Below are 25,192 nucleotides of genomic sequence, written 5' to 3' on the forward strand. Positions count from 1 at the left end.
CGTGTCCTCGCTCTTCGAGGTCGACGTCGCCCAGACCGAGGGATTCCGGCCGCTGTCGCTCGACCTGCGCACCCCCGAGACCGCAGGCGCGCCCCTCGTCGTGTTCCTGCACGGCGGGGGGTGGCTGCGCGGCAGCCGCAAGGTCTTCACCCCCGGCATCAGCGTCGCCGATTCGTTCGACCGCATCGTCGCCGCGGGCTTCGCGATCGCGTCGGTCGAGTATCGGCTGAGCGGCGAGGCGCGCTTCCCCGCACAGCTGGACGACGTGGATGCCGCGATCACGTGGTTGCAGGACCACGCGGCCGAGTGCGGCGTGGATGCCTCGCGCACGGCGCTGTGGGGAGTCTCGGCGGGCGCGACGCTCGCCGCGCTCACGGGGCTCCGCCGCCGTGACGTGCGCGGCGTCGTGGACTGGTTCGGTCCCGCCGACCTCTTCACGATGGCTGAACACGACATGGGCGATCCGCCCGAGAAGACCCGTGAGGCTCGCTGGATCGGCGGACCCGCCGCAGAGCAACCCGAGGTCGCACGCCGTGCGAGTCCCGCCCACCAGGTGCACGCCGGCGCTCCGCCGTTCCACATCGCGCACGGCACCGCCGACGAGCACGTGCCGTTCTCGCAGAGCGAGGCGCTCGCCGAGGCACTCCGAGTCGTCGGAGCCGATGTCGACTTCCACACCGTTGCGGGCGGAAAGCACTTCTGGCAGGGGCTCGACGACCCGTCCACGGTGTTCGACGCCGCGATCGACTTCTGCTCGCGCGTCACACATTCACAAGGAGACTGAAGTGACAGACCCCACTCGCGACGAAGGCTTCCACCTCGCATCACCTGAGCCCTTCGGTGCATGCCGATGATGACCGAGATCCACGACGTCGCGCTCTCCGCTGGCGGTTTCGACTTCCGCGTGCGCGTGTACCCCGCTGTCGAGCCCAACGGCTCGCTGCTGGTCTGGCTGCACGGAGGTGCGTTCATGTTCGGCGACCTCGAGATGCCGGAGGCCGACCAGGTCGGACGGCGGCTGAGCGAGACCGGAACCATCGTGGTGTCGGTCGACTACACGCTTGCGCCGCTCGACGCCCTGGAAGGTCTCGCCCCGCCAGACCCGGACGCAGGCCTGCCCACGCCGGAGCAGCTGCGGGCGGAGGCCGACTCCGCCCGCCCTCGCGCCCGGTTCCCGGTCGCCGGACTGCAGACCGTCGCCGCCTTCGACTGGGCCGTTGCGAACGCCCGCACGTACGGCGCCGACCCCGAGCGGGTGTCGCTGGGCGGTGCAAGCGCCGGTGCCAACCTGTCGGCCGGCGCCGCGATGCGACTGCGTGATCGCGGCACGACGGCCCCCCGCATCCTCGCGCTCGTGTACCCGTCGCTGCACGACGGCATACTGCCTCCGAACGACGAGACGGCCGGGCTCCTGCGGGACGTTCCGCCGTCGCGGCTGTTCACGCCCGAGACCCGCGCCGCGATCAACCGCAACTACCTGCCCGACGGCAGCGACCCCGACGGCTACGCATTCCCGGGCGGCCATGACGTCGCAGGCCTGCCCGAGGTGCTGATGGTCAACGCCGAGCTCGACAGCCTGCGCCCCTCTGGCGAGGCGTTCGCGGCGGAACTGGCGGCGGCAAGTGTCGATGTCCGCGTGGTGCGCGAGCGGGGTGCGATGCACGGCTACCTGAACGAGATCGGCCACCCGGCCGCCGAGCGCACACTGGTGCTCATCGGGAATGCCGTCGCGGCGCGCTGAGCCGGCGTCGTCCCGGACGAGTCACGTGGCGCGCAGGAGCCTCGAGATGTCGTCCGCCGTCGCCCGCAGGCGATCGAGGATCGGTCCACGCAGCGAGGCGAGATCATGACGCTGCGTCGACACCGCGATGTTGATCGCGGCGGCGGGCTTGGAGGCATCCCGTCCGAATACGGGCACCGAGACCGAGCGCAAGCCGGCCGCGACCTCCTGGTCCTGCAGCGAATAGCCCTGTTCGCGGATGACGGCCAGGCGCTCGCGCAGCTCGTCGAGCGACGTCGCGGCGTTGGGTCCGGCATCCGTCCCGAACTCGTGAGCAGCAAGGGCCGCGGTGAGCTCTGCGTCGCTCAGATAGGCCAGCAGGAGCTTGCCCATCGAGGTGTAGGCGGCAGGCAGCGTCGACCCGACCTGGATGTTCGCGGTGACGAGGTCCGAGTTGCGCAGACGTGCGAGGTACAGCACCTGATCGCCGACGAGCACGCCGAGGTTGACGGTCTCGCCGGACTCCTCGGCGAGGTGGCGCAGCGGCTGCTCGCTGAGCTGGACGAGGCTCGACCCGCGCAGCGCGGCCGAGCCCAGCAGCAGCACGGCGACACCCGGACGGATCGCGCCGTCCGCCAGGCGCTCGAGGTAACCGCCCTCTTCGAGGGTCGCCACCACGCGGAAGGCCGTCGGCATCGGGATGCCGGTGCGCTCGCTGATGTCGCGGAGCTTGAGCGACGTGACGGACTCGTCGAAGAGCCGCAGGACGTCGAGCCCTTTCGCGAGTGCCTCGATGCGATAGCGGCTCGGCGACTTCTCGGCGGACTCGCTCGGGGTCTCTTCGGCTTTCATCGTGTGAAACCGTATCTCTCGGTCCGGAGGCGTGCAATCTCAGCCGTCGACGCGGAACACGCGCAGCTGCAGGGCGAGGGTGGCGTAGTAGCCCACGAGCGTCGTGAGCTCGAACACGACGGCTGCGCCGAGGGCGACGGATGCCGCGTCCCACAGTCCGTCGTCGAGATCGCCGCCGACCAGCTGGAGGGTGACGGCGGCGACGAGACCTTCGTCGCCCTCGAAGGGCGTGATGTCGCCCGCCCGCAACGCGGCCAGCTCGGCGTCGCCGAGGCCCGCAGCGGCGCCCACCGCCTCGTGGGCTTCTCGCTCGAAGGTGCTGTCCCAGTGGGCCGCGACCAGCAGGATCGCGAGCTCGCGCGCGCGATCGGTGAGCGCACCCCGGTAACGGATGACGGACCCGACGTGCTGGAGCGCGCCGCCCAGGTCGGGCGCGAGCAGAAGGGCGTTGAAGGGGCCGCGCAGCGAACCATCCGGCCTGGTCAGGGCGAAGTGCTGCGGACCCTGGGCGCGCGGCCCGCCGGCGATCGCCCCGTACAGGTCGGCCTGTGCGGGGGAGAGCTCCTCGGGGCGGAGCGGGGGAACGCGGGGCGGCATCTGTCTCCTCCATTTGACGAATCGCTGGGATCAGCCTACATTCAATCAACGAAAGTCGCTTTCACCCAATGAACTCGATTGCGAGAGACGTCATGGCAGACACCCTCCAGGCCGCGAAGGCCGCATGGCTCGGACTCGAGGGCGCGCGCGTGCTCGTCGCCGGAGCCGGCGGGATCGGCGGAGCGTGCGCGCTCGCGTACGCCGAGGCCGGGGCATCCGTCGCGGTCGTCGACCGCGATCAGCGCGCGCTGGACGCGATCGGCGCCGACCTCGATGCCACGGGGGCGAGGTACGCGCTCCACCATGCCGACCTCACCGAGCACGGCGCGGGGGAGCGGGTCGTGGCCGACGTCGTCGAAGAGCTGGGCGGCCTGGACGTGCTGCTCCATGCCGTCGGCATCAACGACCGGCGTCCGATCCTCGAGTTCACCGAGGACGAGTGGGACCACATCCTGCGGGTCAACCTGTCGTCCCTCTTCGGGCTGGCGCAGGCAGCCGGCCGGCACATGGTCGCGCAGGGCCACGGCCGCGTGCTCGCGCTGTCGAGCGTCTCCGGACTGCTGGCCCACCACTCCCACGGGCCCTACGCGGCCTCGAAGGGCGGGATCAACCAGCTCCTGCGGGTCATGGCGCGCGAGTGGGCCGCGTCGGGCGTCACGGTGAACGCCCTGGCGCCGGGCTACATCGAGACGCCGCTCACCGCGGGAGAGCTCGCCAAGCCCGGCAAGCGCAAGGATCTCGAGAACCTCGTCCCTGCCGGCCGTCTCGGCACGCCCGACGAGCTCACCGGCCCCGCGCTCTTCCTGTCCTCACGGCATGCCGGGTTCGTCACCGGCCATGTCATGTACATCGACGGCGGACGCACGCTCGTCTGAGCGCGCTCGACGATTGGAGAACCCGATGACCGACCCCACCCCGCAGATCTTCCCGCGCTTCGCCGGCAAGACCGTGCTCGTCACCGGTGCCGGCACCGGCTTCGGCGCCGAGATCGCCGTCCGCGCCGCGCAGGAGGGCGCGAAGGTCGCCGTCCACTACCGCTCGTCGAAGGCGGGCGCCGAAGCGACGCTGCAGCGCATCCGCGAGGCCGGCAGCGACGGCATCCTCGTCCAGGCCGACATCGGCTCCTGGGAGCAGATCAAGCGCATGGCCGACGAGGTGTGGGCGGCGTTCGGCACCCTGGACGTGCTCGTCAACAACGTCGGCGACGTCTCGAGCGAGCAGATGAACTGGGACGAGCTCACGCAGGAGGCCCTCGACGCGGTCATCGACATCGACGTCAAGGGGACGCTCCTCATGACGCACGAGTTCGGTGAGCGGATGCTGGCACAGGGCCACGGCAGCATCGTGCAGGTCGGCTCGACCGTGATCGTGCGCGGCTCGGCGCGGGCACCGCAGTACGCCGCGGCGAAGTACGCGATCCTCGGCATCACGAAGTCCTACGCCAAGGCGTTCGCCCCCGCGGTGCGCGTCAACACCTTCGCGCCCGGCTTCATGGAGACCGAGCGGCTGCTGAACCGCGAGGACTGGAAGAACGGCCGCCGCGAGGTGCTGCTGTCGCAGACGCCGATGGGCGTCATCCCGCCGCCCGAGTTCGTCACCGGGGCGTGCCTGTGGCTCGCGACCGACGAGGCGGCCCACCTGACCGGCGGCTACATGCTCGCCGACGGCGGATTCAACATGGTCGGCGCCTGAGCGCCCGCCCGACATCTAGGAGACAGAACCCATGAAGCTCATCACCTTCGACGGCGGACGCGTCGGCCGGCTGGAACTCGAGGAAGGCGTCGTGATCGAGCTCGACGTCCCCTCGACCCGCGAGTACTTCGAGCGGGGCGGCCAGGTCACCGAGACCGGCGAGCGCCTCGCGTACGCCGACGTGAAGCTCGAGGCGCCCATCCGCCCCAAGAAGTTCTTCCACACCGCGGGCAACTTCGCCGACCATCACAACGAGCTCGAGGCCGTCAACTGGTCGCACCCCGTTCACAAGGGCATCGTGTTCTTCCAGAACGTCGACGCGATCATCGGCCCCGACGACGACATCGTCTACCCGGACCACCTCACGAAGGAGATGGACTACGAGCTCGAGCTCGCCATCATCATCGGCAAGTCGGGCAAGTTCTTCGGACCCGACGAGGCCGACGACTACATCGCGGGCTTCACCGTGTTCAACGACATCTCGGCGCGCGACATCCAGCGCAAGGAGATGGAGTCGGGCGTCTTCTCGTTCTCGAAGGCGATCGACACGTTCTGCCCCATCGGCCCGTGGATCGTCACGCGCGACGAGGTGCCCGACATGCACGAGCTGCCGATGCAGCTGCGTGTGAACGGTGAGGTGCGCCAGCAGGGCAACACGAACCAGACCCGCATCAAGTTCCCGCACCTGGTGGCCTACCACTCGCCGCAGATCTACAGCGCCGGCGACATCATCACCACCGGCACGATCTCGGGCGTCGCGGCCATCCAGGACAACCCGTTCGACTTCTACCTGAAGCCCGGCGACCAGATCGAGGCCGAGATCACCGGCATCGGGACGCTGCGCAACAAGGTCATCAGCTGGGAGGACCGCTACGGCGAGCCCGCCCCGCAGCGAGTCGACTGGTGAGGCTCGCGAACCTCGCCGGTCGCGCGGTCGTCGTCACCGGCGACCGCGCGGTCGACGTCGAGCAGGCATCGGACGGTCGCTTCGGTTCGGACCCCCAGGCGCTGTTCGACGACTGGCAGGCCTTCGCGGAGTGGGCGTCGGCGGTTCCGGATGCTGCGGCCGCAGCATCCATCGCCTTCGAGGCGACCCGACTCGGCGCGCCGGTGCCTCGCCCGCGGCAGGTGTTCGCGATCGGGTTGAACTACGCCGAGCACGCCGCCGAGGCGGGGTACCCGCCGGATGAGATGCCGGTGACGTTCACGAAGTTCCCGTCGTCGATCGTCGGCCCGGAGGCCGTCGTGGAGCTGCCCGAGGGCAACGTCGACTGGGAGGTCGAGCTCGTCGTGGTGATCGGCCGTGAGGCGCATCGCATCGACCGGGAGCACGCGTGGGATCACGTCGCGGGGCTCACGATCGGCCAGGACCTGTCGGAGCGGGTCACGCAGCTGCAGGGCTCGGCGCCGCAGTTCAGCCTCGGCAAATCCTTTCCCGGCTTCGGCCCGACCGGGCCGTGGCTCGTGACACCGGACGAGTTCGCCGACCGCGACGACCTCGCCATCTCGTGCACGCTGTCGGGCGAGGGCATGCAGGCCTCGCGCACCTCGATGATGCTGTACGACGTGCCCGAGCTGCTGATGCGGCTGTCGGCGGTGTGCCCGCTGCTCCCGGGCGACATCATCTTCTCGGGCACGCCGTCGGGCATCGGCAACCGCCGCACCCCGCCCCGGTTCATCAGGCCCGACGATGTGCTCGTGAGCGAGATCGAGGGCATCGGCACCCTCACCACGCACTTCACGTCTGCGCCCTGACCCACCCGGTCGCTGAGCCCGTCGAAGCGCCCGGCACCTTCTGCGAGGACACATGACACCGTATGACCTGCGCGTCGAACACCTCCGCGCCCCGATCGCCCTCGGGGCGCGGCAGCCCCGCCTCTCGTGGCTCGTCGACCACGCGCGCGCGGCGTGCGAGCTGGAGGTGTCGACCGGGGGCAGGCTCGTCTGGGCGAGCGGCGAGATCGAGAAGGCGGATGCCGCTCCCGCCCTCTACGCGGGCGAAGCGCTGACCTCGAACACCGTCTACGAATGGCGCGTGCGCAGTCGTCCGTCGGGCGGCGAATGGTCGGACTGGGCCACCTCGACGTTCGAGACGTCGCTGCTGGATGCCTCCGACTGGGTCGCGCCCTGGATCGAGCCCGGGCAGCGGGACGCGGTCATCGAGCGGTGGAGCATCGTCGACTGGATCCGCGGACTCGGCCCCGACTCGCCGCCCGAAGAGCGCCTGCGGCCCCCGCGGCTGCTGCGGCAGGCGTTCGAGATCGGTCCCGGCGTCGTGCGGGCGCGGCTGTTCGCGACCGCTCGCGGCGTGTACTCCGCGTCCGTCAATGGCCGGCGCGCGGACGACCAGGTGCTCGCGCCCGGGTTCGACAGCTACGAGCACCGCATCTCGTTCGCGTCGTCCGACGTGACGGCGGCGCTCGTCGAGGGCGAGAACGTCCTCGGGCTGGCGCTGGCCGACGGCTGGTGGGCCGGCCGGCTGGGCCTCACGGGCTCGAGCGCGCAGTTCGGCACGCGCACGTCGGCGATCTGGCAGCTGCACGTCGACTACGCCGATGGCACGACCCAGCTCGTGACCTCCGGCGCCGATGTGCGCAGCGCGCCCGGGCCGTGGGCGTACGCCGATCTGTTCGTCGGCGAGAGCTTCGATCGCCGCGCGGTGCCGTCGGGCTGGGACCGCCCCGGATTCGACGACGGCGGATGGATGCCGGTGGCCGAGGTCGGCACCGATCACGCCGTTCTGGTGCCGTTCCGCGGCGAGCCGGTACGCCGGGTGCTCGAGGTGCGCCCGGTCGCGCTCGTCGAGACCGCGCAGGGCACGATCGTGGACTTCGGCCAGGTGCTCGTCGGTCGCGTGCGGGTGCGTCTGCGCGACATGACCGCTGGTCACCGCGTCACGATCGAGCACACCGAGACGCTCGCGGCCGACGGCTCGTGGTTCGCCAACATCGTCGGCATCAACAAGGAGCAGACGGACGTCTTCGTCTCGGCCGGCGGAGCGGACGAGTGGGAGCCCGAGTTCACGTTCCACGGCTTCCGGTACGCGCGCATCAGCGGTTCGACCGCGCCGCTCGAGCCGGACGACGTCGTCGCCGTGGTGCTCGCGAGCGATCTGGAGCAGACCGGCGCGTTCGCGGCATCCGATCCCCGCCTCGACCGCCTGCACCAGAACGTCGTGTGGAGCCAGCGCGGCAACTTCCTGTCGGTGCCGACCGACTGCCCGCAGCGCGAGCGCGCGGGCTGGACCGGCGACATCCAGGCGTTCGCCGGCGCGGCGACGAACAACGCGCAGGTGCTGCCGTTCCTCGAGCGGTGGCTCGACAACCTGCGGGCCGACCAGCTGCCGGACGGCCGCATCCCGATCTTCTCGCCGCGCTCGCCGTTCGACGCGGAGGCCGCGGCGAACGCGCAGGGCATCGGCTCGATCGTGGCCGCGGCCGGATGGAGCGACGCGATCGCCATCGTGCCGTGGACCCTCTACGAGCGCACCGGCGACGTCCGCGTGCTCGAGGAGAACTTCGACGCGATGCTCCGGTGGATCGAGTACCAACGCCGCACTGCGGCGGCGGAGCTGCCCACGTCGCTCGCGGGCGTGGACCTCGCCGAGGCGCGCATCCGCGCGCAGGCGCTGCTCTACAACACCGGCTCGCACTTCGGCGACTGGCTGACGCCGAGCACGATGGAGGGGCTGCCGACCCACGAAGCCATCGGCATCGCGCCGGCCCTCACCAGCGAGTACCTCGCTCCGATGTTCCAGGCGAACACGCTCACGATCGCCGCTCAAGCGGCAGAAGTGCTCGGACGACCCACGGATGCCGCCGACCTCGCCGAGCGGGCAGCTCGGGTGCGTGCCGCCTTCGCCGCCGAGTACGTCGACGCCGACGGCGACCTGCCGGTGCGCCTCCAGGGTGTCTACGTCGTCGCGCTCGCGTTCGACATGGTGCCTGCCGGGCTGCGCGCCCGCACGACCGCGCGGCTCGTCGAACTCGTCCACGAGCGAGGCGACCGGCTCGACACCGGCTTCCTCTCGACGCCGTACCTGCTCGATGTGCTGTGCGATCACGGTCACCCCGAACTCGCCCGCACCCTGCTGTGGCAGTCCGAGATGCCGTCGTGGCTCTACGAGGTCGACAACGGCGCGACGACCATCTGGGAGACGTGGGATGCGATCGCGCCGGACGGTTCGATCCGCCCGATGTCGTTCAACCACTACGCGCCGGGGAGCGTCGACGACTGGCTCTATCGCCGGGTCGCCGGCATCCGCTCCACCTCGCCCGGCTATCGCACCGCCGTCATCCAGCCGGACTTCGATGCCGGGGTCGGCCAGGTGCGCGCGCACGTCGGCACGCCCTACGGGCGGCTCGGCGTGGAGTGGGCGGTCGCCGCGGGTGCGGCATCCGTGACCGTCGACGTGCCGCACGGCGTGACCGCCCGGCTGGCGACGCCTGCAGGAGAGATCGCGTTGGAGCCCGGGCGCACGCGCCACACGCTGCCTACCGGACGCCCCGCATCAGCTTCAGCACCGGCTTGACCGCGGCGAGCAGCGCGAGGCCCAGCACGATCGCGATGCCGCCGAGGATCGTGAAGTAGGGGATCTCGTTCTCGGGGTCGTAGAACTGGGCCAGCCAGCCGGCGATCGCGGTGCCGAGCGCGATCGAGAGGAAGTACAGCGCCACCATCTGCGTGTGGAAGCGCTCGGGCGCGAGCTTCGTCGTCACCGAGAGCCCCGGCGGGGAGATGAACAGCTCGGCGATGGTGAACACGAAGAGGATCATCACGATCGCCAGCAGCGGTGTCGAGTTCGGGGCGCCGTTCGCCCACGGCAGGAACAGCAGGAACGCGAGGCCCATGATCATCGCGCCGAGCGAGAACTTCACGGGCGCCGACGGGGCGCGGTCGCCGAGCTTCGTCCAGATGGCGGCGAAGACGCCCGACAGGATGATGACGAAGATCGGGTTGATGGAGTTCACCCACGACACCGGCATCTCCCAGCCGAAGATCGTACGGTCGAGCTGCTTGTCGGAGTAGATGGTCAGCACCGTGAACTGCTGCTGGTACAACGACCAGAAGCCGACGTTCACGACGAACAGCGGGATGAACCCGATGACGCGCGAGCGGTCGTCGCCGCTGATCGCCCGCGACGAGATGATCACGCAGAAGTAGGCGATGGCAGCCGCAAGCGTGACGAGGATCACGACGCCGGCGAGGTTGTCGGCGCGGATCACCCCCGTGAGCACGAGCACGACTATGAGCAGCAGCCCTGCGATGCCGATGCCGATCATCATGCCCCGGCGGTTCGAGGGGAGCGGGTTCGCGACCACCCGTGACGACGCCGGCAGCTGCTTGCGTCCGAACGAGTACTGGATGAGGCCGATGGCCATGCCGATCGCCGCGACCCCGAAGCCCCAGTGGAACCCGACGTTGCTCTGCAGGAACCCGGTCACGATCGGGCCGAGGAACGCGCCGAGGTTGATGCCGAGATAGAAGAGGGAGAACCCCGCGTCGCGGCGCGGATCCTTCGGGGTGTACAGCGTGCCGACGACGGCGGTCGCGTTGGCCTTCAGCCCGCCCGAGCCGACGGCGACGAGGATGAGGCCGACGCCGAGCCCCCACACGCTCGGGAGCAGGGCGAGGGCGATGTGCCCCGCCATGATGACCCACGCGCTGAAGAACAGAACGCGCTCCGAGCCGAGCAGGCGGTCCGCCACCCAGGCGCCGAGGATCGTCGAGAGGTACACGGTGCCGCCGTAGGCGCCGACGATGCCGGTCGCCGTCGCCTCCGGGATGCCCAGGCCCCCGTCGGCGACGGAGTAGTACATGTAGATGAGCAGGATGCCCTGCATGCCGTAGAAGCTGAACCGCTCCCACATCTCCACGCCGAAGATGTGCGCGAGGGCCCAGGGCTGCCCGAAGAACCGGGTGTCGTGGTCGGCGCCGTCTTCCGGGGCGGTGGTTCCGGCGGCGTCGGTGCCGCTCCTCGCTGCGACCGTGCCGGTTCGGGTGGCGTCCGCCGCGGCGGTGGCCCCGTCGGGCGGGCCGACCGGCACCTGTTCGGGCTTGCGATCGCCCCGCGCCGCGTCGTCCCCCTGAAAGCCCTGATCACGCCCGTCCATCGCCTGCTCCCGTCGCCCCGGTTGACGTCAGGCTAGCGACGGGGTGCGCGGGCGCGATAGCCCTGGGGCGAACGCCCTAGTCTGAGCGGGGGCTCACAGAACGGCGCGCACATGCGGATCGGCATCATCGGCGGCGGCGCCGCGGGACTTGCGGCCGCGTGGCTGCTCGAGCACGACCACGATGTCACGCTGTTCGAGAAGGACGACCGGCTCGGCGGCCACGCGCACACCGTCGACGTCGAGGTCGACGGCCAGGCGCTCCGCATCGACGCCGGGTTCCAGTTCTTCGCGCGCAGCGCCGCCTACGCGACGTTCAACCGGCTGCTCGACGAGCTCGAGGTGCCGCGCACGACGTACCCGGCGACCCTGACGGTATCGCGCCGCGACGGCACCCGGCCCGTCGCGATGCCACCGATCCGGCGCGGCCGGCCGGTGTGGGCGTCGCTCACGCCGCGCGCGATCGTCCACCTCGTGCGCTTCCGCGTGTTCCTGTCGGGGCTGCCGGCGTTCCTCGCCGAGCACGACACGACCGTGACGATCGCCGAGTACGTCGAGCGCGAGCGGCTGCCGAAGGCGTTCGTCGACGACTTCCTCTTCCCGCTGCTGCTCGCGTTCTGGTGCGTCGACCTCGCCGACTTCCGCCGGTTCGCCGCGTACAACGCGCTGTACTACCTGGGAGCGAACCTTCCGCGGGGCCTGACGCCGCCCGAGCAGAGCGAGATCCCGGGCGGGCTCCGCGCCTACGTCGACGCCCTCGTCGCCTCACTCGAGCGCGCGCACCTGCGCACCGGCGCTCCGGTCGATTCCGTCACACGGGATGCCGACGGCACGCTGCTCGTCGAGGCGGCCGGGGCGCAGCATCCGTTCGACCATCTCGTGCTCGCGTGCGACGCACGCACGGCGCACGACCTGCTCGCGCCGCTGACGGAGCTCGCCGAGCTCACGGCGCAGCTGGCGCGCTTCGGATACTTCGACACGACGATCGCCATTCACGGCGACCGGCGGCTGATGCCGCACGACGAGCGCGCGTGGTCGGTCGTGAACGTGCGGACGGATGCTGCGCACAGCTCGCTGTCGATCTGGAGCCCCTCGCGCGGGGTCGACGTCTTCAAGAGCTGGGTGACGTACGACGATGAGCTGCCGCAGCCGCTCTACGCGACTGCGACCTACCGGCACGGCCTCATCGACACCGAGTACTTCGACGCGCAGCGACGGCTGCGCCCGCTGCAGGGGCGGCACGGCGTCTCGCTCGCGGGGCTCTACACCGCCGACGCCGACTCGCACGAGAGCGCGATCCTCTCGGCGGTCGCCGTCGCCGAGCGGCTCGCGCCGGACTCCCCGAGGCTCGCGCGGTTGACCCCCGTGCCCGCCCGGGGCGCTGAGCGGTCGTTCCTCAGCTGAGGGCCTTCGACCTCGGTCCTCAGCTGAGGACCTGCGCCGAGTTGAGGAGCGTTCGGGCGGGTTCGCTCCGCATCTCGGCTCAGGTCCTCATTTGAGGACGAGGTGCTGCTCCTCAGCTGAGAAGCAGCGCGATAGTCACTCCGGGAGGGACGGATGCCGCTCCTGGGGCGCGTGGTGGCGAGGGATGAACAGTGCGACGAGCAGCGCGACGAGCGCGGCCCCGCCGCCGAGCAGGAACGAGATGTGGAACGCCGCCGGATCTGGCACCGGCACGCCGTCGACCTCGACCGCGAAGGTCGCGAGCACCGCGCCGATCACGGCCGCGGCGGTGCTGGTGCCGAGCGAGCGGAACAGCGCGTTGAGGCCGTTCGACGCGCCCGTCTCGGACTGCGGCACCGAGCGCATGATGAGCATCGGCATCGCCGCGTAGCCGAAGCCGATGCCGAAGCCGATGCCGATGTTCGCCACGAGGATCTGCCACACCTCGCTCGCGAACAGGAGGGTGAACCCGTAGGTGATGACGAGCGCGATGGCGCCGACGACGAGGAGCAGCTTGGGCCCGACCGTGCGCGCGAGCTGCCCCGAGAAGGGCGAGAGCACCATCATCACGAGACCTGCCGGCATCACGATGAGGCTCGCGGCCACGAGCGACAGGCCGAACCCGCCTGCCGCGGTCGGCAGTTCGAGCATCTGCGGGTAGATCACGTTCGACGCGAACAGCGAGAAGCCGAACGCGATCGAGGCGAGGTTGGTGAGCAGCACAGGGCGCCGCGCCGCGACGCGGAGGTCGAGCAGCGGGTCCGCGATGCGCAGTTCGTACCAGCCCCACAGCAGCAGCACGGCGAGGCCGCCGAGGCCGCAGGCGAGCACCACGGGGGAGGTCCAGCCCCACTCGTTGCCTCGCGACACCGCGAGCAGCACGCCGACGAGTCCGACGGCGAGGCCGGCCGCGCCGAGGTAGTCGAACTTCCCGCCCGTGCGCAGGGCGCTCACCGGCACGATCCACAGCACGAGGGCGAAGACGATCACGCCGAGGCCGGCGGCGACCCAGAACAGCACGTGCCAGTCGCTGCGCTCGGTGATGAAGGCGCTGATCGGAAGCCCCAGTGCACCGCCGACGCCGAGCGTGGCACTGATGAGGGCGATGGCGGAGTCGACCCGGTCTTCGTGCAGCACGTCGCGCAGGATCGAGATGCCGAGGGGGATCACGCCGGTCACGGCGCCCTGCAGCGTGCGCCCGATGATGACACCGACGATGCCGGGGGAGGCGGCGGCGATCACCGATCCGACGACCAGCAGTGCCAGCAGCACGAGCACGATGCGGCGCTTGCCGTACATGTCGCCGAGACGTCCGGCGATCGGGGTCATCACCGCGGCCGCGAGAAGGGTCGAGGTCACGACCCACGCGGTGTCGTCGCGGCTCGCGTTCAGGAGCTCGGGCAGCTTCGACTGGATGGGCACGACCAGCGTGAACATGAACGACGACGCGAGCCCCGCGATCGCCAGGACCGCCACGATGGCGCCCTGGCGAGGCATCCGGGTGAGTCTTCTTCTCGCGTCCTCGTCACCTGTGCCCATCAGTTCAGGCTATCTGGGCTCTGAGCGCCGGGCTCCGCGGGTGCAGACTTAGCTCATGCCCGAGACCGCGACGCCGCCCGGCATCGACATCCGCTTCCTCGACACGGTCGAAGAGGTCCACCGCGCCTCCGAGGTGCTCGCCGAGGTGTGGGGCGGCGACCGGGGCGGCATGCCGCCGAACCTGCTGCGCGCCCTCGCCCACGCCGGCAACTACGCCGTCGGCCTGTACGACGAGGAGCGCCTGGTCGGGGCGTCCGTCGCGTTCTTCGCGGAGCCCGCCGCGCGCTCGATGCACAGCCACATCACCGGCGTGCTCCCCGACCACCAGTCGCAGGGGCTCGGCCGCGTGCTCAAGCGGCACCAGCAGGAGTGGGCGCTCGCCCGAGGCGTCGGCCACATCACGTGGACGTTCGACCCGCTCGTCGCGCGCAACGCCCACTTCAACCTGCGCGTGCTCGGCACGCGGGTCACCGAATACCTCGTGAACCACTACGGCCCGATGGACGACGGCGTCAACCGCGGCGACGAGACCGACCGCATCATGGTGTCGTGGGCGCTCGCCGCGCCGCCCGTGCCCACCCCCGAGGACGAGCGCGTGGTCGCCTCGGTCGAGATCCCGCACGACATCGAGATCCTCCGCCGCGAGACGCCGGTGGATGCCGCGGTCTGGCGCGCACACGTGCGCGAGCAGCTCGTCGGGCACCTGGCCGAAGGCCTCGTCATCGGAGGCTTCGACGACGCGCGGGGGTACCTGCTCGTTCCCGGTCGTTGAGCGGAGGGCGCTCTGGCGCGCGAAGTCGAAACGCGATGCGTGTTCGAGAAGGCCCCACGCGTTTCGACTCTCACGCTCGCTCAACGACCGGAATTCGTCGATGAGTGGCAGTCCGCGCGGATGCTGCGCCCCTAGGCTGACCGGCATGCCCGAGTACCGCGCCCACTTCGACTTCGACATCCGCTTCGCCAACGGCGGCGGCCTCGCCGGCACGGGGTTCCGGCTGGACCTCCCGAGCGCGGATGCGACCGAGGACGAGATCGCCCGGCTGCTGATCGCCCACCTCGGGCTGGCACTCGTCGACGAGGTGGAGCTGCGGGGCCTGCGCATCCTCGAGGAGCCGCACCGCGGCAGCAGGGGAGTGGATGCCGCGTCCCCGGCCGCCGGCGAGACGCGGGTGGTCGATCTCAGCCACCCGATCCGCGCCGGGCTCGTCACCTACCCCGGCCTTCCCGCGCCCACGATCACGCCCCACCTCACGCGCGAGGATTCGCGCGCCCGCTACGCGCCGGGGACGGAGTTCGCGATGGACGTCATCCACATGATCGGCAACACCGGCACCTACCTCGATTCGCCGTTCCACCGATACGCCGACGGCAGTGACCTGGCGGGTCTCGAGCTGTCGTCGCTCGTCGGCCTGCGCGCCGAGGTGTTCCACCTCGAGGACGCGTGGGAGGCCGCGCGCCGAGGCATCCGTTCCGCCACGCTCGCCGATCGTGACGTGCGCGGCGCCGCCGTGCTGCTGCACACCGGGTGGGACCGCTGGTTCGGGCAGCCGGAGTACGGAGCCGGGGCGCCGTTCCTCACGGGCGAGGCTGCGCAGTGGCTCATCGACGCCGGGGCGGTGCTCGTCGGCATCGACTCGGTGAACATCGACGACACCGAGTCGGGCGGCGAGCGGCCCGCGCACTCGCTGCTGCTCGGCGCCGGCGTGCACGTCGTCGAGCACCTGACGAACCTCGGCTCGGTGCCGCCGCGCGGCGCGCGGTTCACCGCGGCGCCGCCCGCGGTCGAGGGGTTCGGCACCTTCCCCGTGCGCGCCTTCGCCGAGCTCCCTGCCTGACCGCGGACTTTTCGCGGAGCCGCCGGCGCGCCCGGGAGATCATCACCGATGTCGGAACCCCCTCGTACCGTGGGGTCATGGACGGGTACGCAGGTGTACCGATCAGTTCGTTCGCCGATCAGTCGGCCCACGAAGAGCTGGCCCTCGCGACGCGGCGGGTGATGTATCAGCACCGTCCCGAGCATCTCCTCTTCTACGAACGAGGAGGAACCATGCGCGAGCACATCGAGACCCTGATCGTCGCTATGAGCGACGCGCTGCGGGGAACGGCGCACCACACGGCGCCGGCAGAACCGCGTCGCCGGCGGCCGCGGGTCGCCCGGTCCACGTACGTCCCGGTCCTCCGGGACGCCGCGACTGCGCGCTTCGCGCACTGACCGCCTCGCTCCGTCGCCGGCCGGGCGTACGCTGAGCGCATGCCCATCGCCCGGCCGGCGGCATCCGTCGCCCTCGAAGGATTCGAGCTGCGGGTGCTGCACCTGCCGCTCGTCGCCCCGTTCACCACGTCGTTCGGCACCGAGACGGTGCGTGAGGTCATCGTCGTGCGGGCGCTCACCACTGACGGCGACGGCTGGGGCGAGGTCGTCACGCAGGCCGATCCGCTGTACTCGAGCGAGTACACCCAGGGCGCGTGGGACGTCGCGCTGCGCTTCCTCGCGCCGGCGCTCCTCGACCGGGAGCGCCTTGCACCCGAGGAGGTCGCGAGCGTGCTCGAGCCTTTCAAGGGCCACCGCATGGCCAAGGCCGGACTCGAGCTCGCCGTGCTCGATGCGGCGCTGCGCGCCGAGGGACGCAGCTTCGCCGAGTACGCCGGGGCGGTGCGCGACCGTGTGCCGAGCGGGGTGTCGGTCGGCATCCAGCGCGATCCCGCGGCGCTCGTCGAGACCGTGCGCGGCTACCTCGACGAGGGCTACGTGCGCATCAAGATCAAGATCAAGCCCGGCCGCGACGTCGGCGACACGGCCGCCGTGCGCGATGCGTTCGGCGCGATCCCGCTGCAGGTCGACGCGAACTCCGCCTTCACGATGGCGGATGCCGACACCCTCGCCGAGCTCGACCGCTTCGACCTGCTCCTCATCGAGCAGCCGCTGCAGGAGGACGACCTCGTCGACCACGCGACGCTCGCTCGGCGCCTGCGCACCCCCGTATGCCTCGACGAGTCCATCGTGTCCGACAAGGCGGCCGCCGACGCGCTCGCGCTGGGCTCGGCATCCGTCATCAACATCAAGGCCGGCAGGGTCGGCGGCTACCTCGAAGCGGTCAAGATCCACGATCGCTGCCTCGCGGCCGGGGTGCCGGTGTGGTGCGGCGGCATGCTCGAGACCGGCATCGGCCGTGCCGCCAATGCGGCCCTCGCGGCGCTCCCGGGCTTCACGCTGCCAGGCGACGTCTCGGCCTCGAGCCGCTTCTACACGCGCGACATCGTCACCGAGCCCGCCGTGCTCGAAGACGGGCATGTGCGGGTGCCGATCGGCCACGGCCTCGGCGTCGACATCGACCCGGTGGCGCTCGAGGACTTCACCGTCGCCCGCGAGACGCTGACGCGGTGACCATCGCGGAGTATCGTGCAGCGGCCACGGAGTGCGGAACTCCTCAGAATCGGTGAGCGGATGCCGCGACACAGCGGAGACACCAGGAGATCGGGAGACCGCGGCAGGATGCGTTCCCGGCATGATCGCGGGCGCGGAGCGCTCTCGCTGGCGGTCGCCGGAGTCCTGGCCTTCGGCGGCTGCGCGGCCACGCCAGGCACCGATCCCCTCGCACAGCCGACGGTTCCCGCCGGGGTGAGCGTCGAGCTCGCGCAGCTGCGCGCCGACGTCGCGCCGCGGCAGGCGCAGGTGCGGGTGGTGAACCGATCCGCCGAGCAGCTCGTGATCGGCGACGTGCGGGTGCAGGACGCTCGCTTCGACGGCCCGGCGACGAGGGTCGTGGCGGGGCGCACCAGCACGGTCCGCGCCGGCGGTGGAGTCGACATCCGCGTGCAGCTTCCGCCGGTCTCGTGCGGGGCGTCCGACGAGGGGCAGCCGGTCGTCGTGCTCGAGGTCATCGAGGAGTCGGGCACACACGAGATCGAAGCAGCCGCGACCGACCCGCTGGGATTCGTCGCCCCACTCCACGCCCGCGAGTGCCTGCGCGAGCGACTGGCGGATGCCGCGACCCTCGCCTTCACAGGGTTCCAGGCGTCCGCCCCCGGCGAGCCGGCCGCACTCGAGCTGACCGTCACCCCGGCCGGTGGCGCCGCCGCCACGATCGCGGGCGTGCAGGGCACGAACCTCCTCGACTTCGGATCTGCCACCGTGGACGGGGCGTTCCCGCTCGACCTCGAGGTCGCCGAGGGTGAGGAGACGCCGATCGTCATCACGCTGCCGATCGTGCCGTTCCGCTGCGACCCGCACGCCGTGCAAGAGGACAAGCGCGGCACGATCTTCGACGTGCGCGTCGAGGTGGCGGGGGAGCCCGGCGAGATCGAGCTGTTCGTCGGCGATGAGCTGCGCGGCCGGATCCTGTCGTGGGTCGCGGCCTGGTGCGGATTCGGCGGCTGAGCTCAGAGTCGTCGCCGCGTTCGGGGCGTTTCGACTCGCAAGCTCGCTCAACGACCGGAACCTGAGTATCGGTCGTTGAGCGAAGCGCGCTCTGGCGCGCGAAGTCGAATCGCCCGGGGCCCGGCGCAGACACGAAGCGGCCGGCCGCCCGAAGACGACCGGCCGCAACGCCTGAGTCGGGCTACCTCACCGTGACCGTGATCGCCTGGGAGCTGGTGGCTCCGGCGGCGTTCGCGAACTCGGCGACGTAGGTGTACGTGCCGGGCGCGCGTCCCGCGACGGCGGTCTTCGCCTGCTGCGCGTTCGGGGAGGCGGCGGTGAGCGACTGCTCGTCGATCACCACACCGTTCTCGAACAGGCGGTAGGCGGTGCCGTTGGTGCCCCACCACAGATTGGCGGTGACGGTGTAGTTGCCGTCCTTGTCCCAGTTGTCGTGGGAGAGGACGGGCGCGGCGGGCGCGGCGTCCTTCACCTTCACCGTGACCGAGGTGGTCGAGGTGGTGCCCTTCGCGTTGATGAGCTCGCCGGTGTACACGTAGGTGCCGTTGGGCTTGCCCGACACGTCGACGGTCGACAGCTGCGCCTTCGGCGAGTTCGCGTCGAGCAGCTTCGTCGAGATGAGGGTGCCGTTCTCGTACAGCTTGTACACCGCGCCGTTGACCCCCGACCAGAGGTTCATCGACACCGTGAACGTGCCGTCGTGCAGCCCGTCCTCCCAGCCGGAGTTCGTCGACAGCACACCGCGACCGGGCTTGGCGGCGGCGCCTTCGTCGTCGAACACCAGCAGCTGCACCGACGCGGCGGTGACGAGGCCGTCGTGGTTGACCGCGTTCACCGTCAAGGTGTGCGGGCCGACGAGGTCCGTCAGCGCGATGACCTGACCCGGCGCGACCGGCGCGCCGTCGAACGCGATGTCGAGGTTTCGCACGCCCGACTCGGGGTCGTCCGCGCTCACCCCCACCGTGAACGTCGCCGTGCTCGGCAGCAGCGTGCCGTCCGCGGGCAGCCCCGACAGCACCGGTGCGGTGGTGTCCGTCGCTCCCGAAGGGTCACCGGTGACCGCGATGCGCGGTGCCGGCGGGGTGGTCATCCCGTCGCCCAGGAAGAACGACGTCTGCGGCGGCTGGTTGTAGCCGGTGTTCTGCCACGCGACCGACAGGCGGTAGACCGGGTCGTGCATCAGCGTGCGGATGCGCAGGTCGGTCTCGTCGGTGGTCGAGTAGATCCGCAGCTCGCTCGAGTCCGCCGAGCGCCACGCGATCTCCTCCCGCCAGTCGCCGAACAGGTCGGCCTGCAGGTTGGGCGTGCCCTTCGTCGAGTTGTTCGAGCGGGCGCCGTCGGCCTTCACGATCACGTCGGCGGACTCGGTCTCCCAGTTCCACTTGGCGATCGTCGGCACGCCCTGCGACGTGGTCGCATTCCAGTCGTGGTCGACGATCTCGCGGAGCGGGTCGCCGTCGAACCAGGCGAGGAAGTTCGCCGCGGGGATCTTCTCGGCGATGAGCTCGCCCGTGGACGACTTCAGCTGCCCGACGGGCGAGTTCCACGCGGCGTCGCCGCCGATGGCCCAGCCCTCGGCCCCTTCGTAACGGGGATCGATGTCGCCGGATGCCGCGCGGCCGGTGTCCTTCACCGCGGGGATCGACCACAGCACCTCGCCCGTGCGGGCGTCGCGCATGGTCGCGCCGAGGTTGCCCGAGTTGCCCATGTCCTCGTGGGCCGCGAAGACCTCGAGGCCCGGGTTCGAGGGGACGAGATCCGACACGTGGATCGCGTCGCCGTGGCCGAGTCCGGTCGAGTAGAGGAGCTGCCCGTCGTCGTCGACAGTGGCCGAGCCGTAGACGATCTCGTCCTTGGCGTCGCCGTCCACGTCGGCCACCGACAGGTTGTGGTTGCCCATCCCGTAGAAGCCCTCGTTGCCGTCTTCGTTCGAGTCGAGCACCCACCGCTCGGTGAGCTGCGAGCCGTCGAAGTCGTACGCCGCCATCACCGCGCGGGTGTAGTACCCGCGGCTGAAGACCGCGCTCGGGTGCTCGCCGTCGAGGTAGGCCGTCGCCGCGAGGAACCGGTCCACCCGGTTGCCGTAGGCGTCGCCCCAGGCTCCGACGTCGCCGCGGGCGGGCACGTAGTCCACCGTGTCGATCGCGGCTCCGGTCAGGCCGTCGAACACCGTGAGGTACTCGGGGCCTGTGAGCACGTAGCCCGAGCTGTTGCGGTAGTCGGCGCTGGCGTTGCCGATCGGCTGGCCGATGCCGTCGATCGTGCCGTCGCCGGTCTTCATCATGACCTCGGCACGTCCGTCGCCGTCGTAGTCGTACACCTGGAACTGCGTGTAGTGCGCGCCGGCCCGGATGTTCACGCCCAGGTCGATGCGCCACAGCCGCGTGCCGTCGAGCCGGTAGGCGTCGAGGTACACGTTGCCGGTGTACCCGGCCTGCGAGTTGTCCTTCGCGTTGGACGGGTCCCACTTCACCAGCAGCTCGTACTGGCCGTCGCCGTCCACGTCGCCCACGCTCGTGTCGTTCGCGGAGTACGTGTACGGCTGGCCGTCCTTGCTGTAGGCGTCGGCCGGCTTGTCGAGCGGGACCGACCGGTACGCGCCGGCCTGCACCCCGAACGGGTCCGTCTCGGTCGTCTCGACGCCGTCCAGCACCTTGGTGATGAAGTAGACGGATGCTGCGGCCCCGGCCTCGTCGAGATAGTTCGTCGAGTCCGTGATCGGCGCCGAAGTGACCCGCTTCCCGTCACGGTAGACGTGGAAGGCCACGCTGTCGGGATCGGTGCCGAGCATGCGCCACGACACCAGGTTCCCGGCATCCGTCTTCACCGCCGCCGGAGCGCGGTCGAGGTACTCTGCCTGCCGCTGCAGCACCGTCACCGCCTCGGTGCCGAGCTGCGCCGACGCGGCGCCGGCGCCGCCCGCGTTCACCGCGACCACCGTGTAGAAGTACGGGATCGTGGTGAGCACGTCGGTGTCGGTGTAGCGGCTCGCGTCGGCCACGCCGATCAGCTCGCCGCGCTCGCCCTCGACCTCGGAGCGGAACACCAGGTAGTACAGCGCGCCCAGCGGCTGTGCCCAGGAGAACTCCACCGCTCGCTTGTCGATGCTCTCGACGGAGAGCCCCGACGGGGCCGCGGGCGGTGTCACGTCGGCGTCGACGAACGAGACCTCGGCCGTGGCCGACGGCACCGACTCGAGCTGCGTCTGGTCGACCGCGGTCACGTGGTACGCGTAGTCGAGCCCGACGCGAGCCGTCGTGTCGACGAACTCGGGCTCGCTCACCGCCGCGACGAGCACGGCCTTGGCGTCGAACGGCGACTGCCGGTAGACGTTCCACGTGAGGCCCGGCTCGGCGTCCCACGCCAGCGAGACGCTGGGCGCTGCCGGGTCGGCGTTCACGTCGGTCACCTCGAGGCCGGTGGGTCCGAGCAGGATCGGCGTGATCTCCAGGCCGTTGAGGCGCGTGCCCGCCGCGGCGCCGTACGCCTCGACGTTGAGCTGCCCGTCGGTGACGAGGTACGGTCCGCGCAGAGTCGAGTTGACGCTGCCGGTGCCGGCGTTGCCGGTGCCCGCCTCCTTGCCTTCGATGCGGAAGCTCGTGCGCGTCGACCCGATCCAGTCGCCCGAGTAGGTCTTCACCGAGTACGTGCCGTTCGGGACGTCCAGGGCGAAGGTCGAGCTGTCGCCCGGGAGCACGAAGTCGCGCACCAGGTCGTTCGAGCCGGTCGCGGCGCCGCGGTCACGGCCGGCGTTCGCGGCCAGGGTGTTGAGGAAGCCGTACCCGCGCTCGGCCGTGTAGGCCGTGTTCGGGTTCACTTCGGTGTAGCCCGCCATCAGGGGGTTGCCCGCCAGCTGGAAGTCGTACTTGTACACCGCCTGCTTCGTGGTGAAGGTCACGGCGGCGCTCGGCGCGGACTCTCCGCGGCCGTTCACCGCGACGACGCGGTACCGGTAGCCGGTGCCCTCGGCGAGACCCTGCACGATCGAGCTCGTCTGCGTCACCATGCCCACGAGCGTCCACTCGGGCGCCGTGTCGGCCACCGCCTGACGGTAGATCTTGTAGATGTCGGCAGTCGGCGAGGCATCCCACTGGAGCGTCGCGCCGCCGTTGCTGATCGCGCCGGCCACGACGTTCTGCGGAGCCGCGGGAACGTCGGCGGGCGGTGCGATGTCGGAGACCTTCGCCGCGAGCGGCGAGTCCAGTCCCGCGACATCCTGCGCGATGAGCCGGGCCATCTGGATCGCGCCGTACTCCTGGAAGTGGGTGTCGTCGACGATGCCGGCGGGCCGGTTCGCGAAGATGCCCGGATCGACGTGCAGGAACACGGCCTTCGCCGCCTCCGGCCCGATCTCGTTCAGGTACGCGCGGCTGGATGCCGACAGGTCGACGAGCAGCACGTCCTCCTCGGCGGCGAGCTCCTTCATCTTGTCGACGTACTCGGGGAAGCTCACGTTGAAGATGCCGGTGGCCGCGTCGAAGCTCCGCCGCGAGACCGGCGTGACGAGGATCGGCGTCGCGCCGCGCTGACGCGCGCCGTCGACGTAGACCCGCAGGTACTCCTTGTAGTCCGCGGGGCTCGCGTAGCGGTCGTCGACGCCCTGGGTCGCGTCGTTGTGCCCGAACTGCACGAACAGATAGTCGCCGGGACGGATGCTGCGCAGCACCTCGTCGAGACGACCCTGGGTGATGAAGTTCTTCGACGAGCGGCCGCCGATCGCGTGGTTGGCGAAGGCGACGTCGTCGGCGAAGAACCGGTCGATCATCTGGCCCCAGCCGGCCTGCGGCGCGTAGGCGATCGGGTCGTAGGTCTGCACGGTCGAGTCGCCGGTGATGAAGGCCGTCGAGAGGGCCCCGGCGACACGTGCCGGGAGGCGCGTGATCGTCAGCGCGTTGACGGCGGGGGCGTCGCCCGCGAACTGCAGCGTCAGCGTGCCGTCGACGAGCGCGATCGTGAACGACATGTCGAGGAACGCGCCCGCGGCCTGCGGGTTCGCCAGCACCTTGGCGATGCTCTCGGCCATCACGGTGGTCGTGGTCGCCGCCTGGGCGTCGCCCGAGACCAGGCGCACGGAGTAGTCGCCGGCGCCGAGGTCGACCTCGAAGGTCGAACCGGCCGCGGCGACGAAGTCGCCCCGCAGCGCGTCGGAGCCGCCGCGGTCGACGTCGGGCGTCGCCGAGGTGGGCGCGGTCGAGAAGCCGTAGCCCCACTCCGGGTTGTACGCCGTCGCCGACGTCACCGGCAGTGCACCGTCGGCCACCTGACCCGGGCCGAAGTCGAACGTAACGACGTCACCGGCCGGAAGCGGCGCCGGCGCGGTGTAGACGTTCGAGGTGACGGGTGCCGAGGCCGGCGACGAGCCCGCCTGGTTGCGGGCGGTGACGCGGTAGGTCCACTGCTGCGCCGTGTCGGCAGCATCCGTGTATCCGGGCGTCGTGACCGTCGTCAGCACGGAGAAGACGCCATCGGCGCCGGCGCGCTCGACGACGTACTCGTCGCCGTTCGCGACGGCCGACCACGACAGCGCGACCGCGTCGCGGGTGACCTGCGCCACGGCGAGGTCGGCCGGCGCCACCGGCGCGACGAGCTCGGGGACGATGCCCGAGCGCACCTCGGCCGACAGGGCGGAGGCCACGCCGTCGTCGTCCACGGCGACGACCGCGTAGGCGTACGAAGCGCCCTCGGCGACCGAGGCGTCGCTGTAGGAGGGGGCGGTGGTCTCGGCGATCTGCGCGAATTCGCCCGTGGTGTCGTTCACGACGTCGGCGCGGAGCACCTGGTACTTCGTCGCGCCGTCGACGGCGGTCCACGCGAGGTCGACGCCGTTCCAGGCGACACGGGTCGTGGCGAGGCCGGTCGGGGCGTCGGGAACGATCGGCGCGACGACGAGACCGTTGACGAAGGCACCGAGACCCGACCCGGTGAAGCCCACCGTGAGCTGGCCGTCGGTGACGGCGGTGGTGAACGTCGCGGTCGTGTTGAGCCCGCGCGCCGAGGTCAGGCGGGTCTGGGCCACGCCCTCGAGCGTCACGGTGGCGTTGGTTCCGGATGCCGAGCTCAACCCGTCGCCGATGGTCACGGTGACCTCGTAATCGCCCTCGGGCAGGCCGTCGAGCTGGAAGCCCCAGTTCGTGCCGGCGACGAAGTCGTCCTCCATCGGGCCCGCGGGGGAGCCGTCGGTGCTGCGGTCGCGGTCGAACAGCGTGACGCCGTCGGGCACGGTGATGCCCCAGCCCGCCTCAGCGGTGTACAGCGATGTCGTGCGCACCTGCTGCCAGCCTTCGGCGACCGCGCTCGTCGCGGTTCCGAAGTCGAAGCGCCATGCTCCGTCGTCGGCCGGGGGGAGCAGGGCCGCGGCGGGGGTCGCGGTGATGAGGGCTGCGACCACGGCGGTGGCGCCGGCGATCGCGGTGAGTCGAAGCCCGCGGCGAGGTGCGCGGGCCGCGGGGGCGTGTTCTGCGGGTCGCGTCGCGCCGTCGGCGCGTGCGGACACGTGGGGCACGGTTCCTCCTGTTGTCAGCATCGGCAAAGGATGACGGCGCACGCCGCGGCATCGCGGCATCCATCGTCGTGAACCGGGCGCGTACGGACTCGAGCCCTGTCCGGTGGATCGCAGCTGGGGCCGCGGTCCGGTTTTGTTGTCCACCGCGCGGAAAGCGTATTCCGATCGCGGTCGCTCGCAGTCTGGCACGGGCGCCCGCGATGAGGCAAGAACTTTGTGAAACGTTTTTACGATGTGACCTGCGGCCTTGCGCCCGGGCGCCCCGGTGTCCTAGGGTTCCCGGCGAGCGCTTTCCCAAACCCCCGTCGCCGACGCGTATACGGACCGTGTCGGCGGCGGGCTCAGTGTGCCTTCGCGAC

The 25,192-nt window shown here is 70.8% G+C and carries 18 protein-coding genes; 13 read left to right on the forward strand and 5 right to left on the reverse strand.

Annotated elements, in window-relative coordinates:
* The first annotated feature begins 1 nt into the window (after nt 1).
* Nucleotides 2-784, forward strand: a complete 783-nt coding sequence (locus ASF40_RS03525) for an alpha/beta hydrolase (RefSeq protein ID WP_056366414.1) — start codon at nt 2-4, stop codon at nt 782-784.
* 69 nt (nt 785-853) lie between these two features.
* On the forward strand, nt 854-1,741 hold the full coding sequence (locus ASF40_RS03530) for an alpha/beta hydrolase fold domain-containing protein (protein WP_082496848.1): 888 nt from the start codon (nt 854-856) through the stop codon (nt 1,739-1,741).
* A gap of 21 nt (nt 1,742-1,762) precedes the next feature.
* On the opposite strand, the gene ASF40_RS03535 is transcribed toward ASF40_RS03530, so the two are convergent.
* Together ASF40_RS03535 and ASF40_RS03540 are read right to left on the reverse strand one after the other, a co-directional pair.
* Nucleotides 1,763-2,572, reverse strand: a complete 810-nt coding sequence (locus ASF40_RS03535) for an IclR family transcriptional regulator (RefSeq protein ID WP_056366420.1) — start codon at nt 2,570-2,572, stop codon at nt 1,763-1,765.
* Between the two features lie 39 nt (nt 2,573-2,611).
* Nucleotides 2,612-3,169 (reverse strand): carboxymuconolactone decarboxylase family protein, encoded by a 558-nt coding sequence (locus ASF40_RS03540; protein ID WP_056366423.1) that lies wholly within the window; start codon nt 3,167-3,169, stop codon nt 2,612-2,614.
* A gap of 92 nt (nt 3,170-3,261) precedes the next feature.
* On the opposite strand from ASF40_RS03540, the gene ASF40_RS03545 reads away from it, so the two are divergent.
* From ASF40_RS03545 to ASF40_RS03565, 5 genes are read left to right on the forward strand one after another with little or no spacing between them, the layout of a single operon-like run.
* Complete coding sequence (locus tag ASF40_RS03545; RefSeq protein ID WP_056366799.1) at nt 3,262-4,044, forward strand: SDR family NAD(P)-dependent oxidoreductase; 783 nt, start codon at nt 3,262-3,264, stop codon at nt 4,042-4,044.
* A gap of 25 nt (nt 4,045-4,069) precedes the next feature.
* A complete protein-coding gene (locus ASF40_RS03550; protein WP_056366428.1) occupies nt 4,070-4,861 on the forward strand; it encodes an SDR family NAD(P)-dependent oxidoreductase in 792 nt (263 codons plus the stop codon).
* Nucleotides 4,862-4,892: 31 nt separating this feature from the next.
* Nucleotides 4,893-5,768: a fumarylacetoacetate hydrolase family protein gene (locus tag ASF40_RS03555; protein ID WP_056366431.1), complete on the forward strand. Its 876-nt coding sequence runs from the start codon at nt 4,893-4,895 to the stop codon at nt 5,766-5,768.
* Entirely contained in the window at nt 5,765-6,616 is an 852-nt protein-coding gene (locus ASF40_RS03560; protein WP_056366435.1) for a fumarylacetoacetate hydrolase family protein, read from the forward strand. Before ASF40_RS03555 ends, ASF40_RS03560 begins: the two co-directional genes overlap by 4 nt.
* A gap of 52 nt (nt 6,617-6,668) precedes the next feature.
* Complete coding sequence (locus ASF40_RS03565; RefSeq protein WP_056366438.1) at nt 6,669-9,392, forward strand: alpha-L-rhamnosidase; 2,724 nt, start codon at nt 6,669-6,671, stop codon at nt 9,390-9,392.
* Here ASF40_RS03565 and ASF40_RS03570 read toward each other — a convergent pair.
* Nucleotides 9,355-10,974, reverse strand: a complete 1,620-nt coding sequence (locus ASF40_RS03570; protein ID WP_056366442.1) for a peptide MFS transporter — start codon at nt 10,972-10,974, stop codon at nt 9,355-9,357. The genes ASF40_RS03565 and ASF40_RS03570 overlap by 38 nt on opposite strands.
* 111 nt (nt 10,975-11,085) lie before the next feature.
* Between ASF40_RS03570 and ASF40_RS03575 the strand changes: the two genes are divergently transcribed.
* A complete protein-coding gene (locus ASF40_RS03575) occupies nt 11,086-12,375 on the forward strand; it encodes an FAD-dependent oxidoreductase (RefSeq protein ID WP_056366445.1) in 1,290 nt (429 codons plus the stop codon).
* A 135-nt stretch (nt 12,376-12,510) separates the two neighbouring features.
* Here ASF40_RS03575 and ASF40_RS03580 read toward each other — a convergent pair whose 3' ends face one another.
* Nucleotides 12,511-13,911: an MFS transporter gene (locus ASF40_RS03580; RefSeq protein WP_056366448.1), complete on the reverse strand. Its 1,401-nt coding sequence runs from the start codon at nt 13,909-13,911 to the stop codon at nt 12,511-12,513.
* A gap of 97 nt (nt 13,912-14,008) precedes the next feature.
* Between ASF40_RS03580 and ASF40_RS03585 the strand changes: the two genes are divergently transcribed.
* The 5 genes from ASF40_RS03585 to ASF40_RS03605 all read left to right on the forward strand — a co-directional run bounded on the left by ASF40_RS03585 (nt 14,009) and on the right by ASF40_RS03605 (nt 18,331).
* On the forward strand, nt 14,009-14,725 hold the full coding sequence (locus ASF40_RS03585) for a GNAT family N-acetyltransferase (protein WP_056366451.1): 717 nt from the start codon (nt 14,009-14,011) through the stop codon (nt 14,723-14,725).
* Between the two features lie 145 nt (nt 14,726-14,870).
* Nucleotides 14,871-15,788 (forward strand): cyclase family protein, encoded by a 918-nt coding sequence (locus ASF40_RS03590; protein ID WP_056366454.1) that lies wholly within the window; start codon nt 14,871-14,873, stop codon nt 15,786-15,788.
* 77 nt (nt 15,789-15,865) lie between these two features.
* Nucleotides 15,866-16,165: a hypothetical protein gene (locus ASF40_RS03595; protein WP_056366456.1), complete on the forward strand. Its 300-nt coding sequence runs from the start codon at nt 15,866-15,868 to the stop codon at nt 16,163-16,165.
* 39 nt (nt 16,166-16,204) lie between these two features.
* The gene (gene menC / locus ASF40_RS03600; protein ID WP_056366459.1) at nt 16,205-17,338 is read left to right on the forward strand and encodes an o-succinylbenzoate synthase; all 1,134 of its coding nucleotides are present in this window, start codon (nt 16,205-16,207) and stop codon (nt 17,336-17,338) included.
* Nucleotides 17,339-17,446: 108 nt separating this feature from the next.
* Nucleotides 17,447-18,331: a hypothetical protein gene (locus ASF40_RS03605; protein ID WP_056366462.1), complete on the forward strand. Its 885-nt coding sequence runs from the start codon at nt 17,447-17,449 to the stop codon at nt 18,329-18,331.
* Between the two features lie 181 nt (nt 18,332-18,512).
* On the opposite strand, the gene ASF40_RS21645 is transcribed toward ASF40_RS03605, so the two are convergent.
* Nucleotides 18,513-24,824, reverse strand: a complete 6,312-nt coding sequence (locus ASF40_RS21645) for a rhamnogalacturonan lyase family protein (RefSeq protein ID WP_056366465.1) — start codon at nt 24,822-24,824, stop codon at nt 18,513-18,515.
* Nucleotides 24,825-25,192: the final 368 nt, after the last annotated feature.

This window comes from Microbacterium sp. Leaf288 (genome assembly GCF_001422925.1).
GTDB lineage: Bacteria > Actinomycetota > Actinomycetes > Actinomycetales > Microbacteriaceae > Microbacterium.